Raw genomic sequence first — 15,230 nt, forward strand, 5'->3', positions numbered from 1 at the left:
GACCGAAGGGGCCGGGGCCGTCGTCCGACGGACCCGGCCCCTTCGGGGTGTCCCCGGGGGCACCGGCCTCCCGTCCGGCCGGCGTGCGGACGGACCCCGATCAGTCCACGAGCACACCGGGATTGAGGATGCCGCGCGGATCGAGGGCCCCCTTCGCGGCCCGCAGGGCGAGGGCGAAGGGCTCCGGGCGCTGGCGGTCGTAGCCCGGGCGGTGGTCCCGGCCGACCGCGTGGTGGTGGGTGATGGTGGCCCGGTGGCGGTGCAGGACCTCGCTCGCGACGGCCTTGAGGTCGTCCCAGACGGCGACCTCGTCACCGGGCCGGCCGGCCGCGAGCACGGTGAAGTAGGGCGCCGCGCCGTCCGGATATACGTGCGTCAGACGGCAGTTGACGGTCGCCGGGAATCCGGTGGCCTTGACCGCCGCCTCGCCGACCTCCCTGCGCACGTCGTCGATCAGGCCGGGGATCCGGTCCCAGGTGGCCGCCGTCTCGAAGGTCTCCGCGACCGCGCCCATCCGGGCCAGACCGTCGCGGAGGTAGGGCATCCGTAGGAACGCCGAGCGCCAGGCGCGCACGGCCGCGTCGCCGTCCCGGCCCTCCTCCGGGCCGCCGGTCCCGCCCGTCCCGCCACAGCGCCCGCCGTGCGAGCGGGCCAGCGCCACGGCCCGTTCGAGGCGGGCGGTCACCGGTTCGTCCGCCGACTCGAACCCCAGGACCAGTACGGAACCGCCGTCGTGCGCCGCGCCCGAGAGCGCGGCCTCGCCGGGGTCCAGCAGCCGGCAGTTGGCGGGGGAGAGGTCGGACTGCGCGAGGGCGCGCACCGCTCCGAGGGCGCCCTGGAAATCGGCGAACGCGACCGCGGCGGACGCCTTGTGGTGGGGGCGCTCCTGGAGGCGCACCCACGCCTCGGTGATGACGCCAAGGGCGCCTTCGGAGCCCAGGAACATGCGGTCGGGGGAGGGGCCAGCGCCGGAGGCGGGCAGCCGCCACGAGCTGCTGGTGCCGGCCGGGGTCACGACGCGCAGCGACTGGACGAAGTCGTCGATGTGCGTCCGGCCGGTGGCGTAGTGGCCGCCGGCCCGGGTCGCGAGCCAGCCGCCCAGCGTGGAGAACTCGAAGCTCTGCGGGAAGTGGCGCAGGGTGAGGCCGTGGGGACGCAGCTGGTCCTCCAGGCCCGGCCCGAGCGTGCCGGCCTGGATGCGCGCCGCCCGGCCCTCCGTGTCGACCTCCAGGACGCGGCCCATGGCGGTCAGGTCCAGGGACAGGACGGCCCGGTGGGCGTCGCCGCGGTACTCGACGCCCCCGGAGACCGAGGAACCCCCGCCGTACGGGACGACGGCGACCTGCCGCTCACCGGCCCAGTCCAGCAGATCGGCCACGCCCCGGTCGTCCGTGGGGCGGGCGACGAGGTCGGGGATGCGGCCGGGGCGTCCGCGCAGGGCGCGCACCACGTCGCGGTAGGCCTTGCCCATGGCGTGCGCGGCGCGGTCCCCGGGATCGGTGCTGACCAGGTGGGCGAGGCTGTGCGGGGGTTCGACGGCGGGGCCGGCGACGGCCAGGTCGCGGACGCGGGGCACAGGGAGCGGGCGGCTGAGGGTGCCGGGGAGCAGGGCGCCGAGCGCGGTGCATTCCGCGTCGTCGGGATGCGCGTCCGTCCAGCCCCAGCCCCACCAGGAGCGGGTGCGGGACGGGGGCTGCGTCGGCTGCGGGATGGTGCCGGCCATGGCGGCGCTCCAGGGGTCGAGGTAATTTACCTAGCGGTAAATTACCTACTGATAATATCCGTCCATGGCAACCCCCTCCTCGCATTCCTCGAAGGCCGGCACCAAGGGAGTCCCGCGGCAGCACCGCCGCCGGCAGATGCTGGAGGCGGCCACGGAGGAGTTCGGTACGCGCGGTTACGCGGCCGCCTCGCTCCCCGCGATCGCCGCGCGGGTGGGGGTGACCAAGACGCTGCTGCACCAGTACTTCGGCACCAAGGAGGAGCTGTACGTGGCCTGCCTGGTCCCCGTCGGGGACCGGCTGCTGGACACCGTCCGCACGGCCATGGGGGAGGGCGGGGCCGCCCCGCACACGCCGTTGCGCGTGCTGCACGGCATCTTCACCGCGCTGGAGGGGCGGCGGGAGGCGTGGTTCGTGCTCTACGACACCACCCTGCCGCCCGGCGGAGAGGCCGCGCGCCGGGCCTCGGAATACTGGGCGGCCATCGACCGGCTCGCCGCCGGCGGCACCGCGGAGCTGCTGCGCGCGGCCGGATCCACCGATCCGCTGGACGCCGACGCGCTGAAGTACGTCTGGCGGGACCTGGTCGCCACCCTGGTCCGCTGGTGGGTCAAGCACCCGGAGCAGACTCCGGAGGCCATGACGCAGCGCTGTGCCCGCCTCTTCGCGGCTGCCGCCACCCTCACGCCCGACGGTCACTCCGGCTGAGGGGCGCCGCTCAAGGGGGTTACTTGGCGCGCTGCTGCTCGGCCTGTGCGGCCTCTGCCGCCTTCGCGGCCTTGAGCTTGCGCCACACGGTGCCCAGTGCCTCCAGGTCCCGCTCGTCGAGGAGCTCGGTGAAGACCGGGGCCAGGGCTTCGCGCCGGGTGGCGTCCGCCTCGGCGAACACCGTACGGCCCGCCTCGGTGAGGGAGACCTCCACCGACCGGGCGTCGCGCGCCGAAGGCGTGCGGGTCACCAGGCCCCGTGCCTGCAGGGCGTCCACGACCCGGGAGACCTGGCTGCGACTGAGCAGGGTGCTGTTGCCGAGCACGGAGGCGGGCACCGGCTCGGGGCTGGAGGCCAACCACAGCATGACCTCGAACCAGGACACCGGGAGGTCGTGGGCCTTGACCAGGGCCCGGTCGACGCGATCGGTCATGACCGTTCCGGCCCACACCAGCCCGTAGAAGGCGTAGTCGGCCGCCGGCATCTCGGATTCGGTGAGCTTCTTCGGCATGTCGGAAGTCTAGAGCTTGCGTGCGCACGCACATAATTTTATAGTGTGTGTGCACGCACATAAATCATCCTCGTGAAAGGCCCCGCCATGTCGACCACCGCCGCCTCCGCCACCCCCGCCCGCACCGTCCTGATCACCGGCACCTCCTCCGGCATCGGTCTGGCGGCCGCGATCGCCGCCGCCCGGGCCGGCTGGCGCACGATCGCCACCCTGCGCGACACCGGCCGCGCCGACGCGCTGCGCAAGGCCGCCGTCGAGGCGGGCGTCGAGCTCGACGTTCGACAGCTCGACGTCGTCGACGAGGCCTCCGTCGCCGCCGCCGTGGAAGGCGTCATCGCCGACTACGGCCGGCTGGACGCCGTCGTCAACAACGCGGGCGCCGGGCACGTGGGCACCCTGGAGCTCGAATCCGTCGCCGACGTCCGCGAGGTCATGGAGGTCAACTTCTTCGGCGTACTGAACGTCTCCAAGGCCGCGCTGCCGCACCTGCGGGCCACCGGCGGTCGCCTGATCACGGTCACCAGCGTCGGCGGCGTCATCGGTCAGCCCTTCAACGAGGCCTACTGCGCCGCGAAGTTCGCCGTGGAGGGGTACATGGAGAGCCTGGCCCCCGTCGCGGGCGCCGTCGGCGTGAGCGTGTCCGTCATCGAGCCCGGCGCCGTGGCGACGGAGTTCGTGAACAACATCGGCCTCGACCTCGAAGCCCGGATCGCCGCGGCCGGCCCGTACTCCGACGCACTGCGCCGCTACGTCGAGCGCACGGTCGGCCAGTTCCTGAACGGCGCGCAGACCCCGGCCGGCGCGGCCGAGTCCGTCATGGAGGCGCTCACCGCCGACCGGCCCGCCTTCCGCATCCAGACCTCGCAGTGGGCCCGTGACTTCACGGGAACCAAGCTGGCCGACCAGGACGGCTCGGCGGTCGTCGGCGTGACCGGAACCTGGGTCGCCTGACCTGCCGCGAGCGTCGGGGCCCGGGCTCCGTCGGGGCCGGGTCCCCGACCTGTGCTCCGCCCGGATCCGGGTCATGATGGCCGGAGGTGGACGAGTCCCCGGTGCGGTCCCCGGGCCGCACGCGGCGGCACGCCCGAATCCGGAGGTGGCTCGTGGGCATGGACGAATCGAGCAGGGCCTGGTTCATGATCGGCGTCGTCATCGCCGTCATCCTCCTGGACCTCTTGGCCATCATCCTGATGAACACCCTCGGCTGAACGGCGGGCGCGGGCAGGTCGACCGCCGGGCTGCCCCTCCGCCCGGCGCCGCCGACGGGCCCGCCGATCTGATCAGATCTGATCAGATCGGCTCGAAGCTCGGCTCGACCGGACCGATTCCGCCGCTCCCCGCCCGTTCGTCCAGGTCCTCCGGTTCGAGGAACTCCACGAGGTCGGGGTCGATCCCGTGGTGCGGGTCCACGTCGCGCAGGCGCCCGGCGAAGGCGAGCACGAAGTCGGCGAACGGTCCGTCGAAGACCTCGGGATCGGCGCCGTTGATGTTCGTGACGATCTTCCAGAGGCCCGGTTCCGGGTCGCACGGCCAGAAGAAGTGCTCGTCGCCGGAGTGGTCGTACCCCCAGGAGATTGGGCCGCCCGGGTCGGGGTGGAACCGGAACGGATACCTGCCCGGCTCGCGCCGCCGTGACCGGCCGAACCTTGCGTGGATGTCCCGCATCCGCTCCAACAGCGGGCTCGACCCTCGGGGGTGGAAGACCACCAGCTCTCCGGAGATCACACCGGTGCCGTAGGCGTCGAGGAACCTCTTGAGGTCGCCGGGCAGCGAAGAGCCGACGTAGGTCTCGACCTCGACCCGGTCGTCGGCGGACGGCTCGCGGGCCGGCGGCGGGCCGAACAGTTGCACCATCTCGTCCCGCCCCGCCATGCGCCCCACCTGCTTGATCGTCGCTCGTCCGGGGCGAGCCTCGTCACACGCGGCTGCGCCGATCAAGGCACCGCATGCCGTCGTCGACGGCCTCCCGGCCGCGCCGACACGGTTGGACAGCCCGTCGCCGCGGCCGACGGGCTCCTGCACCACGGGGCCACTCGTCTGGGGCCGGTCTCGAACGGCGCACCCCGGGCCGCGGTCACCGCAGCGCTCGGCGAGCCCTCGGAAGTGACCGTCGAGAAGCCTCGGTCACGGCCGCGCCCGTTCGCCTACGACGGCCCTCGGGCTCAGCGTCTGCCGCTGCCAGGAGGTCATCCTGATCTGCCTCCGGACCTGGCGTGATGTCGTCCACCTCCCGGCCGGCCCGGCCGGCCCGGTCGCCCGGGAGGCCGCCCCGGGCGAGCCCGGACGGGGAAGCCCCCCGTCCTCAACGTCGTAGGTGCTCCGCCCCGTACACGCGACTGCCCCGCGGTGGCCGACCGGTCCGGTAGCCCGTGGCCCGTTCCTGATATTTCGTCAAATTCCTTGTGTGGGAAGCTTTTACGGCCCTCCTGCATACAAGGAACGGAGTCTGTCCGGCCCCTTGCCGTGTCGACCCGGTTCGCGAATGATGCTCGCGGCGCGTCGGTCGGCGGTGTTCCGCCGCGATGCGCCCACCCCCCTCGCATCCGGTCGGCCAGGAGGCCTGTTTTGCGGACGAACCGTCACATCCGGAGATCGATGGTCGTCGTCGGTGCCGCCCTCGCGGTGGTCGTCGCCGTTCCCCAAGTCGCCTTCGCGGCGCCGCCCCCGGCGCTCCCCGGCAGGGCCGAAGCGATCGAGCTGACCTACCAGCCCGCGTACGACTACGACACCGACGGCTGCTACCCCACGCCCGCCATCAGTGCGAGCGGGGTGCTGAACGGGGGACTCAAGCCCACCGGCGCCCTCAACGGCAGCTGCCGGGACGCCTCGGACCTCGACAACACCAACGGCTACTCCCGCTGGGCCTGCAACAACGGCTGGTGCGCCGTCATGTACGCGCTCTACTTCGAGAAGGACCAGGCGCTGCCCGGCATCGAGCTCGGCGGCCACCGCCACGACTGGGAGCACGTGGTCGTGTGGATCCAGGGCAACGAGGCCAAGTACGTCGCGACCTCCGCCCACGGGGACTTCAACGTCCACGCGCGCGACCAGATCCGCTGGGACGGCAACCACCCCAAGATCGTTTACCACAAGGACGGCATCGGCACGCACTGCTTCCGCGCCGCGAACACCAACGACGAACCGCCCGAGAACCACCGCCGGGCCTGGCAGTTCCCCACCCTCGTCGGCTGGTCGGGCTACCCGGCGACCGTACGGGACAAGCTCACCCAGGCCGATTTCGGCAGCGCGCACTTCGGCCTGAAGGACGGCTCCTTCGCCTCCCACCTGGCGGAGGCCAAGCCGGCGGGCATCCCCTTCGACCCGTACCAGTAACGCGCGGCGCGCAGGGGGTACCGGCCCCGCACCGAGCGGGACCGGCGCCCCTGCGCGGTGTCGTCAGCCCGCCCAGATCCTGCGGTACCCCTCGCGGTAACCGGACGGGTCCCAGGACGTGGCGCCGTCGCTGTTGTCGGCCGTGGCGATGTGCACGGGGGCCACGTAGTCGCTGGCCGGCCGCTCCGCGAAGGCCCGGTTGAACTCGTCGACGATCTGCCAGCCCTGCTGGTTCAACGGCTCGGGCACGGTGGCGGCCTGGAACTGCTCGCTGTTGATCCGCTGGAAGGCGGAAGGGTCGCCGTCGCCCGCGCCGATGTTGAAGGGCGGACCGGAGCCGGGCTTGCCCGCCGCGCGCAGGGCCGGGGCCGCGTCCGCGAAGTACAGGTCGTTGATGGCGGCGGAGTACGTCCACTCGTCCTGGAAGCGGGAGAGCAGGGAGGAGACCGCCTGCGGGGTGCGGATCCCGGCGTCGGGGATGGGGATGTTCTCGTAGCTCAGGAGCCGTACGCCGGAGCAGGTGGCGAGCTCCTTGCGGATCAGCTCCGCCTTGTTCTTCGCGAACGGGATCGAGTCGTCGGTGAAGAGGACCACTCCGGCATCGCCCGCGGACCGGGCGATGATCCAGTCCGCGCTGATCTTCGCCACGTCCTCCACCTTGGTGGTGACGTTGGTGAACAGCTTCGGTCGCTCGCTCGGGCCGGGGGAAGCCACTGCGTGCCAGCCGATCACCGGGATGTGCGCCGCTTCGGCCCGCGCCATCTGCTGCGAGGTCAGCTGGGGATCGAAGCCGCCGATGACGATGCCCGAGGGCCGCAGGGTGATGGCCTGGCTGAGCGCCGCCTGGATGCCGGCCGGGGTGCCGTCCCCGTCGATCACCCGCACCTGCCAGCCGATGGCCTTCGCGGCCTCCTCCACCCCCTTCGCGACGCCCGCGACACCGGGGTTGGTCATGGTCTGCGCGACGTAGACGATCGACTTGTCGGGGACCGCCGCCGGGCCGGTGGTGGGGCCGTGCCAGGCGGTGTCGGTGTTCTCGGCCCGCGTGACGGCCGCCCTGGCGCTCGCGAGGGCGGTGGGGCAACCGGCCCGGGGCGGCGCGGCGCCGGTGGAGGGGCCGCCGCTCCCGCAGCCGGCGACGAGGGCGGCGGCGGCCACTGCCAGCAGGGCCGCGGTCGTGAGGGTGGTCCTGCGGTGCGGGTGCGACTGCGAGTCCTTCGGGTACACGGTGCTCCTGACGCGGTGCGCGTACGAACTTTCCTAGGGGGTGCGCAGCCGGCGCCGGGCGGAGTAGCCGGCCAGGCCGACGGCGATGAGCAGGGTGGCCCCGTTGAACAGGGGCGTGGCCCAGAAATCGGCGCCGAGCTGGCCGATGCCGGCGAGGCCGATGGCGAGGACGGCCACCGCCACGACGGTGCCGAGGGCGTTGACGCGGCCGGGTTTGATCGTCGTGGACCCGAGCAGGGCGCCGACGAATGCGGGCAGCAGGTAGTCCAGCCCGACGCTCGGGTTGCCGGTCTGCTGCTGGGCGGCGAGGAGGATCCCGGCGAAGCCGGTGACCAGGCCCGATCCGGCGAAGGCGTAGACGGAATACCGGTGGCTGGGGATGCCGATGATGTCGGCGGTGCGCCGGCTGGAGCCGATGACGTACATGTACCGGCCGAGCGGCAGCCGTTCCAGGACCACCCAGAGCGCGGCCGTGAGGGCCAGGACGTAATAGGCGGGGAGCGGCAGGCCGAGGAACCGGGAGTCGTAGAGGCCGGTGAAGGCGGAGGGCAGGCCGTCCGGGCCGGGGACGATCCGGGAGCCGTCGGTGATCCAGCCGGTGACGGCGTACATCATGCTGCCGGTGCCGAGCGTGGCGATGAAGGAGTCGATCCGCACGTACTCGACGATGACCCCGTTGAGGACGCCGACCAGTGCCCCGCCGAGGACGACGGTGAGGCAGGCGAGCGGCCAGGGCCAGCCCGTGTTGACGATGAGCTGCATCGCCATCACATGGGCCAGGCCGAGGCCGTAGCCCATGGACAGGTCGAACTTGCCGGTGGCGATGGGGATGGTCGCGCCGAGGGCCAGGATGGCCGGGATCGACTGGTTGGACAGGATCGAGGAGACGTTGTCCCGGGTGGGGAAGGTGTCCGGCAGGACGAGGGAGAAGACCAGGAAGAGCAGGACGGCGAGGACGAGCAGGCCGTACGTGCCGAGGTGGTGACCCCGCAGGTGGTCCAGCAGGGACCGCGGTGGGGACGAACGAGAAGGCGGGGGCGACGGGGACGGGGAAGGGGGCGGGGAGGGGGAAGGGGGCATGGTCATCGGTCCGTCGTGGGTCCGGTGATCGCGGGCATGGCCGAGGCGGTTCGGGTGAGTTCGGCGACCGTGAGCGCCGTACCGCTCAGCTCGGCGCTCACGCTCCCGCGGACGAACACCAGAGCGCGATGGCACACGTCCGCGACCTCTTCGAAATCGGTGGAGATGAGCAGGACCGCCAGGCCCGAGGCCAGTGCGTCGTCGAGCAGCCGGTGGATGGTCACCTTGGCGCCGACGTCCACACCGGCGGTCGGCTCCTCCAGGACGAGCAGGCGCAGGTGTCCCCGGAGCCACCGGCCGACCATGACCTTCTGCTGGTTGCCGCCGGACAGGGTGGCGATCGGCACCTCGCTGTCGCGGGGGTGCACCGAGAACCGGTCGATGAGGGCGGTGGCCCGGGCGCGCTCGCGGCGGGGGCTGATCCAGTGGACCGCCGGGGCGCCGGACGCGCGCGGGTTCGCCAAGAAGTTCTCCCGTACGGTCAGGTCGGCGGCGCAGCCCTCCTCCTGACGGTTGGCCGCGACGAAGCCGACGCCGGAGTCGAGTGCGGAGTGGACCGTACGCGGGTGGTACGGCCGGCCGTCGAGCAGCACCCGCCCGCCGAGGACCGGCCCGGCGCCGGCGAGGGCGCGGCCCAGCTCCATGTGGCCGGCGCCGGTCAGGCCCACCATGCCGAGGACCTCACCGGCGCGCAGGTCCAGGCTCACCTCTGCGGTGGACGCGGTCCGCACCCCGTCGAGGCTCAGCAGGGGCGCGCCGGCGGCCGGGGGAGCGGCGGGCGCCCGGCCGGCCGGTGCGTGGCCCACGATCGCGCGCACCAGCCGGTCGGGGCTGTGACCGGCGAGCGGGCCCCGGTCGACCAGCCGGCCGTCCCGCAGTACGGCGAAGGCGTCGGCGACCCGGTAGACCTCGTCGAGCCGGTGGCTGACGTAGAGGATGCCGTGGCCGCGGTCGCGCAGGGTGTGGAGCACGTCGAAGAGCCGCGCGCAGTCGGCGGCCGGGAGGGTGGCGGTCGGTTCGTCGAGCACGATGAGCTCGGCCCGGGTGGCGAGGGCGCGGGCGATGGCGACGAGCGAGCGCTCGGCGGGGCCGAGGCGGGCGATCCGGGCGTCGGCGTCCAGGTGCCCGGCGACGATCCGCAGGGCCTCGTCGCAGCGCTCGCGGGTCCGCCGCCAGGAGATCAGTCCGCGGTGGCGGGGGTAGCCGGTGCCCAGGGCGATGTTCTCGGCCACCGTCATCCACGGGACGAGCCCGAGGTCCTGGTGGATGAAGGACATGTTCCGGGCCGCGGCGTGGCTGCCGAGGGGGTGGCCGGCCACCGTGACCTCGCCGCTGTCGGCCCGGTGCACCCCGGCGAGCACCTTGATGAGGGTGGACTTTCCGGCTCCGTTGGGGCCGAGCAGGGCGAGGACGCTGCCGCGCCGGATGTCGAGGTCGACCGAGTCCAGCGCGAGCGTGCCGCCGAACCGCTTGCTCAGGCCGCGCAGGCGGACGAGGGGTGCGGCACCGGACTGCGAGGGTGGGCTCGCCCAGGTGTCGGGAGCGTCATGCACGGACTTCTCCGGGGGTCGGCCTCCGAGTTCTTCCCGACGGTACGGGGCACTCTACGGGGACATGGGGGACCATTCCCGGCATATCGGGGCGCTGTCTGACCCAGGTGGCCGAACGGCCGGGGGTTCGGGGGTCATGCGGCGGCCAGGGTGCACTCGGCCCAGATGACCTTGCCGCCGGTGGTGTAGCGGGTGCCCCAGGATTGGGCGAGCTGGGCGACGAGGAACAGGCCCCGGCCGCCCTCGTCGGTGGTGGCCGACTGGCGCATGCGCGGGGCGCTGCTGCTGGCGTCGTGCACCTCGCAGATCAGGTTGCGGTCGTGGATGAGACGTACCCGGATGGGCGCGGTCCCGTAGCGGACGGCGTTCGTGACCAGCTCGCTGAGCAGCAGTTCCGTGGCGAACGCGGACTCCTCCAAACCCCACCGGTTCAGTTGCTCCACCGAAGCGGCGCGGACCTCGGAGACGAGCGCCGGATCGGCGGCCAGCTCCCAGGTGGCGATCCGGTCCGCGGGCACGGCGTGGGTGCGGGCGACCAGGAGCGCGATGTCGTCGGCGGGGTGCTCGGGCGCCACGGCGTCGAGGACGGCCTGGCAGGTTTCCTCGGGGGCCCGGTCCGGGTGGGCCAGCGCCCGGTTCAGTGCGTCGAGGGCCACGTCGACGTCGCGGTGGCGGTCCTCGATGAGCCCGTCGGTGTAGAGGACGAGCTGGCTGTGCTCGGGGAGCCGGATCTCGGCCGACTCGAAGGGCAGGCCGCCGAGGCCGAGCGGGGGACCGGCGGGCAGGTCGAGGAGGGACACGGTGCCGTCGGGCTGGACCAGCGCGGGCGGAGGGTGGCCGGCCCGGGCCATCGTGCACTGCTGGGAGGTGGGGTCGTAGATGGCGTACAGGCAGGTGGCGCCGACGATGCCGGTGCTGCCGGAGCCGGGACCGTCCTCGCCCTCCTCGCGGTCGAGGCGCACCATCAGGTTGTCCAGGTGGGTGAGGAGCTCGTCGGGGGCCAGCTCCAGCTCGGCGAAGTTGCGGGCGGCGGTGCGCAGCCGGCCCATGGTGGCGGCGGCGTGCAGTCCGTGGCCGACGACGTCGCCGACGAGGAGGGCGACCCGGGTCCCGGACAGGGGGATGACGTCGAACCAGTCGCCGCCCACGCCCGACTCGGCGGGCAGGTAGCGGTGGGCGACTTCGACGGCGCTCTGCTCGGGGAGGCCGCGCGGGAGCAGGCTGCGCTGGAGGGACAGGGCGAGGGTGTGTTCGCGGGTGTAGCGGCGGGCGTTGTCGATGCAGAGGGAGGCGCGGGCGACGAGTTCCTGCGCCAGGGAGCGGTCGTCGTCCCCGTAGGGGGCCGGGTCCTGCGAGCGGTAGAAGCTCGCGACGCCGAGGACGGCGCCACGGGCGAGCAGGGGGACCGTGATCAGGGAGTGGATGTTGTGGGCGAGGAGCAGTTCGGCGTGCCGGGGGTCCTGGGCGATCCAGCCGAAGGCGGCCTTCAGGTCTGGTTCGAGCACCGGCTGGCGGGTGGCGATGCAGCGCATGTGGGGCGTGGTGGGCCGCAGGCTGACCTGGGTGCCGACCGGGTAGAAGGGGCAGTCCTCGCGGATGCCGTGGACCACCGTGCGGTGCATCTCGGTGGTCGGGTGGGGGGACTCCTCCCCGAGCAGGACGCCCCCGGGCAGGTCGATGGTGACGAAATCGGCCAACCTCGGGACGGCCGTCTCGGCGAGCTCCCAGGCGGTGCGGCTCACGTCCAGCGTGGTGCCGATGCGGTTGCTGGCTTCGGCCAGCAGTTCCAGGCGCCGGCGCGCCGCGACGGCGTACTTGCCCACCTCGGGCTCGCCGACCAGCACCAGCCCTCTGACCCGGCCCTGGGCGGGGCCCACGGCGGGTCCCCGGGCGGCGTCCCCGGCGGGGCGCCCGGCGAGCGGTGCGCCGCGTGCGCGGACCGTCGCCGGCTCCGGACCGGGGGTGACGAGGGGGCCGGGCGCGGTCGGCGTCGCAGCGGGGGCGTGGGCATGGGAGGGGGCGGGGGCGTGCCGCTCCGAGTCCTCGGGGAGCAGCGCCTCTACGACGACCCCCTCCACCCCGGCGGCGCTCGTCACGGGGCGGCTGACCAGGGTGACCCACCGGCCGCGGGACAGGGGCACCTCGGCGGCGGCCCGCCGGTCCCCGGACATCAGCTCCGTGGCCTTCTCCTTCAGGGTCGCCTGGTCGCTCTGCTCCAGCTCGCTCTGGAGGAAGTCGGCCATCGCGACCGGGTGCCCGTCGAGGCCGTGCTCGCCGCTCAGGGCGAGGCTCGCGGTGTCCAGGTAGGCCTGCAGGAGACCGTGCTCGCGCGCCGAACTCTGGTCCATCAGCCGTCGCTCGATGGCCTCGGCTGCCTTGCGCACCACGGGGATCAGCGCCGGGTCCGCCTCGGTGTAGGGGTAGCCGAGGCACAGGACGCCCTGGATGTGCCCGCTGAGCTGGTCGCGCAGGGGGATCGCGGTGCAGGCGCTCGACTGGGACCGTTCGGCGAAGTGCTCGGCGCCGTAGACCTGGCACAGTCGCCTTTCTGCGAGGCTGAGGCCGATGCCGTTCGTCCCGGCGAACTGTTCGGCGAAGACGAATCCCGGGACGGTCTGGATCGGGGCGAGACGCCGGGCCATCGACTTCTCGCCGAAGCGGCGGGCGAGCACCATGCCGTGACCGTCGGCGAGGCAGATGTTCGTCTGGCTGCCCGCGAAGATGGCCTGGAGCCGGTCGAGCACCGGCTCGGCGGCGCGCAGCAGCGGACCGTCCACGTCGAAGTCCTGCTGGAAGGGCAGCTCGGACTGGTCCGGCGACAGCCCCAGCAGACGGCTGCGCTGCCACGAACTCAGGATCGGACTTCTCACGCTCCCCTCGACCGACTCGCCCTGCAGGAATCGGTCACGGAAGCGCACGGGGCCGATGCGGTCCCCGACGACCCCCATGTGCACCACTTCCCCTCACCGGAGCGCCCCCGATCACAGGATTTGAGTATATTCCTCACATTTCGGCAATGAGTAAGGGAGTGGAACGATCAGCGGGCGCGGGCGTCACAGGATGGCGTCACAGGATCGCGACCGGATTGACGGGTGAGCCCGTTCCGCCGGGGACGTTCAGCGGCGCCACGACGAGCAGGAACGCGTAACGGCCCGCTTCGGCGCACGCGGCCGAGAGCGGTTCGAGGTCGAGGTTGTCCAGCAGCGGCACCCCCATCGCCGTGACGGCGAGCGCGTGGACGGGGGAGTGCAGCCCCTCGACCGGCGAAGGCCGTACGTCGCTGTCCCCGTCACCGCCCAGCAGCGCGACGGCGCGCTCGGCCAGCAGCGGTAGGGCGTGCACGTGCCAGCCCGCGCTGGCCGCGTCGGGGTTCCAGGCGCCGAACTCCCGGCGTCGGCGCAGCGCCCCGGAGCGCAGCAGCACCGCGTCGCCGTCCCCGACGGTCACTCCGAGCGCCTCTTCCGCGGCGACGAGGTCCCGTGCGTGCACCGCACGGCCCGGTTCGAGCCATTCGACCCCGAGCACGGCGGGCAGGTCGACCAGGACGCCCCGCGTGACGAGGGGGCCGAGCGCCGACACCGCGCCGAAGCGGGCACCGGCCGCACCGACGTGCTCGCGCGCCGCGCGCCCGTCGTACAGTTGCCCTCGGTAGGCGACGTGCGACAGTGCGTCGAGGTGCGTCACGGCCTTGCCGTGATAGTCGGCGGCCAGGAAGTCCTTGTGGACGGACGGCTCCGGGGCCTGCACGTCGCCGAGGTCGGACATGTAGTGCAGCGCGGGCTTCGCGTTGTCCGGGCCGGGGCGGGTGTCCCAGGGCCGTGCCATCGGGACGACGGTCCCGTCCCGGACCGTGGCGGTCGCCCTGCGCGCATGTTCCGCCGTCACCCCGTTCCAGGCCCCGCGATCGGCCGCCGCCCACCGGCCCCACGTACGGACCGACGCGAACAGCGCGTCGAACTCCCGGCGGGAGACGGCGGGCCCGTTGGCCGGCCCCTTCGCCGGCCCGTCGTCCGGGGCGTCGGTGGGGGTACCGGTGGGGTCGCCGCTCATGCTCCCAGTGTCCGGCGGTTCGCGCCCCGGCGCTGGCCGGGAGACGTTCTCCGCAGAAGGGGGCGCCGGCCGCTCGCGCTAGGGTGCGCACGTGAGCTTCCACGTCGTCATAGGTTGGGGACCCGCCGGCGCCGCCACTGCTCGGCTCCTCGTCGAACAGGGCCATACCGTAAGGGCCGTCACCCGATCGGGCCGCAGCCCGGAACCCGGGATCGAACACGTCGCGCTCGACGCGACGGACACGCAGCGGCTGACCGAAGCCGCGCGGGGCGCGGTGGCGATCCACAGCTGCGCCGCACCGCCCTACCCGCGCTGGGCGGCCGACTGGCCGCCGCTGGCCTCGTCGCTCTGCGCCGCGGCCGAGGCGACCGGGGCCGTACTGGTCATGCTGGGGAACCTCTACGGCTACGGCCCGGTGGACGGCCCCATGACCGAGGACCTTCCGCTCGCGGCCACCGGCACCAAGGGGCGGGTCCGCGCCGCGGTCTGGGAGCAGGCGCGGAAACTGCACGAGCAGGGTCGGATCAGGGCGGTCGAGGTACGCGCCTCGGACTTCTTCGGGCCCGGCGTCACCGAGGGCGGCCACCTGGCCGCACGGGTCGTGCCGCCACTGCTGCGCGGCAAGCCGGTCACCACGCTGGGGGACCCAGACGCCCCGCACAGCTGGACCTACCTCCCCGACGTCGCCCGGACCTTGGTCGAGGTCGCGGACGAGGAGCGCGCCTGGGGACGTGCCTGGCACGTCCCGACCCAGCCGGCGCTGTCCGTGCGCGAGATGGTCGCGCGACTGTGCGCCCGGGCGGGAACGGGACCGGTCGCCGTGCGCGGACTCCCGTCCGCCGTGGTCGGCGTGGCATCGCTCTTCTCCCCGCTGATCCGCGAACTGAAGGAGGTCCGCTACCAGTTCGACCGTCCGTTCGTCGTAAATTCGAGCGCCTACGAGGCGGCGTTCGCGGTACGGTCCACCCCCGTCGACGAGCAGGTCGAGGCCACCGTGGACTGGTGGCGCGAACGACTCGCGGCCGGTGACCGACACGGGTGACAGGACGG

The 15,230-nt window shown here is 73.2% G+C and carries 12 protein-coding genes; 4 read left to right on the forward strand and 8 right to left on the reverse strand.

Going from position 1 to position 15,230, the window contains the following annotated elements:
• Positions 1-100 precede the first annotated feature (100 nt).
• Positions 101-1,723, reverse strand: a complete 1,623-nt coding sequence (locus OG594_RS41360; protein WP_266607529.1) for an FAD-binding oxidoreductase — start codon at positions 1,721-1,723, stop codon at positions 101-103.
• Positions 1,724-1,787: 64 nt separating this feature from the next.
• Between OG594_RS41360 and OG594_RS41365 the strand changes: the two genes are divergently transcribed.
• Positions 1,788-2,429: a TetR/AcrR family transcriptional regulator gene (locus OG594_RS41365; protein WP_266607530.1), complete on the forward strand. Its 642-nt coding sequence runs from the start codon at positions 1,788-1,790 to the stop codon at positions 2,427-2,429.
• 19 nt (positions 2,430-2,448) lie between these two features.
• Here OG594_RS41365 and OG594_RS41370 read toward each other — a convergent pair whose 3' ends face one another.
• Positions 2,449-2,940, reverse strand: a complete 492-nt coding sequence (locus OG594_RS41370) for a MarR family winged helix-turn-helix transcriptional regulator (RefSeq protein ID WP_266607531.1) — start codon at positions 2,938-2,940, stop codon at positions 2,449-2,451.
• 87 nt (positions 2,941-3,027) lie between these two features.
• Between OG594_RS41370 and OG594_RS41375 the strand changes: the two genes are divergently transcribed.
• The gene (locus OG594_RS41375; RefSeq protein ID WP_266607532.1) at positions 3,028-3,891 is read left to right on the forward strand and encodes an SDR family oxidoreductase; all 864 of its coding nucleotides are present in this window, start codon (positions 3,028-3,030) and stop codon (positions 3,889-3,891) included.
• Between the two features lie 339 nt (positions 3,892-4,230).
• Here the strand turns inward: OG594_RS41375 and OG594_RS41380 are convergent, their stop codons facing one another.
• A complete protein-coding gene (locus OG594_RS41380) occupies positions 4,231-4,812 on the reverse strand; it encodes a hypothetical protein (protein WP_266607533.1) in 582 nt (193 codons plus the stop codon).
• Between the two features lie 723 nt (positions 4,813-5,535).
• Here OG594_RS41380 and OG594_RS41385 point away from each other — a divergent pair.
• Positions 5,536-6,273: an NPP1 family protein gene (locus tag OG594_RS41385; RefSeq protein WP_266608835.1), complete on the forward strand. Its 738-nt coding sequence runs from the start codon at positions 5,536-5,538 to the stop codon at positions 6,271-6,273.
• Positions 6,274-6,336: 63 nt separating this feature from the next.
• Here OG594_RS41385 and OG594_RS41390 read toward each other — a convergent pair whose 3' ends face one another.
• The 5 genes from OG594_RS41390 to OG594_RS41410 form a co-directional block, all read right to left on the reverse strand.
• Positions 6,337-7,431 carry a substrate-binding domain-containing protein gene (locus tag OG594_RS41390; protein WP_266608837.1) on the reverse strand — a complete coding sequence of 365 codons (1,095 nt, stop codon included), beginning with the start codon at positions 7,429-7,431 and terminating at the stop codon, positions 6,337-6,339.
• A gap of 102 nt (positions 7,432-7,533) precedes the next feature.
• Positions 7,534-8,586 (reverse strand): ABC transporter permease, encoded by a 1,053-nt coding sequence (locus OG594_RS41395; RefSeq protein ID WP_266607534.1) that lies wholly within the window; start codon positions 8,584-8,586, stop codon positions 7,534-7,536.
• Positions 8,583-10,133, reverse strand: a complete 1,551-nt coding sequence (locus OG594_RS41400) for a sugar ABC transporter ATP-binding protein (protein ID WP_266607535.1) — start codon at positions 10,131-10,133, stop codon at positions 8,583-8,585. Before OG594_RS41400 ends, OG594_RS41395 begins: the two co-directional genes overlap by 4 nt.
• A 131-nt stretch (positions 10,134-10,264) precedes the next feature.
• Entirely contained in the window at positions 10,265-13,078 is a 2,814-nt protein-coding gene (locus OG594_RS41405) for a SpoIIE family protein phosphatase (RefSeq protein ID WP_266607536.1), read from the reverse strand.
• 118 nt (positions 13,079-13,196) lie between these two features.
• Positions 13,197-14,180: a cyclase family protein gene (locus tag OG594_RS41410; RefSeq protein ID WP_266607537.1), complete on the reverse strand. Its 984-nt coding sequence runs from the start codon at positions 14,178-14,180 to the stop codon at positions 13,197-13,199.
• A gap of 91 nt (positions 14,181-14,271) precedes the next feature.
• Between OG594_RS41410 and OG594_RS41415 the strand changes: the two genes are divergently transcribed.
• A complete protein-coding gene (locus OG594_RS41415) occupies positions 14,272-15,222 on the forward strand; it encodes an NAD-dependent epimerase/dehydratase family protein (RefSeq protein WP_266607538.1) in 951 nt (316 codons plus the stop codon).
• The last annotated feature ends 8 nt before the right edge of the window (positions 15,223-15,230 follow it).

This window comes from Streptomyces sp. NBC_01214 (genome assembly GCF_026340975.1).
In the GTDB taxonomy this organism is placed as follows: Bacteria; Actinomycetota; Actinomycetes; order Streptomycetales; family Streptomycetaceae; genus Streptomyces.

What these genes read in the sequence shown, in the direction of transcription:
- OG594_RS41360 (WP_266607529.1), bottom strand. Translation starts at nt 1,723, where the DNA reads ATGGCCGGCACCATCCCGCAGCCGACGCAGCCCCCGTCCCGCACCCGC.
- OG594_RS41365 (WP_266607530.1), top strand. Translation starts at nt 1,788, where the DNA reads ATGGCAACCCCCTCCTCGCATTCCTCGAAGGCCGGCACCAAGGGAGTC.
- OG594_RS41370 (WP_266607531.1), bottom strand. Translation starts at nt 2,940, where the DNA reads ATGCCGAAGAAGCTCACCGAATCCGAGATGCCGGCGGCCGACTACGCC.
- OG594_RS41375 (WP_266607532.1), top strand. Translation starts at nt 3,028, where the DNA reads ATGTCGACCACCGCCGCCTCCGCCACCCCCGCCCGCACCGTCCTGATC.
- OG594_RS41380 (WP_266607533.1), bottom strand. Translation starts at nt 4,812, where the DNA reads ATGGCGGGGCGGGACGAGATGGTGCAACTGTTCGGCCCGCCGCCGGCC.
- OG594_RS41385 (WP_266608835.1), top strand. Translation starts at nt 5,536, where the DNA reads ATGGTCGTCGTCGGTGCCGCCCTCGCGGTGGTCGTCGCCGTTCCCCAA.
- OG594_RS41395 (WP_266607534.1), bottom strand. Translation starts at nt 8,586, where the DNA reads ATGACCATGCCCCCTTCCCCCTCCCCGCCCCCTTCCCCGTCCCCGTCG.
- OG594_RS41405 (WP_266607536.1), bottom strand. Translation starts at nt 13,078, where the DNA reads ATGGGGGTCGTCGGGGACCGCATCGGCCCCGTGCGCTTCCGTGACCGA.
- OG594_RS41410 (WP_266607537.1), bottom strand. Translation starts at nt 14,180, where the DNA reads ATGAGCGGCGACCCCACCGGTACCCCCACCGACGCCCCGGACGACGGG.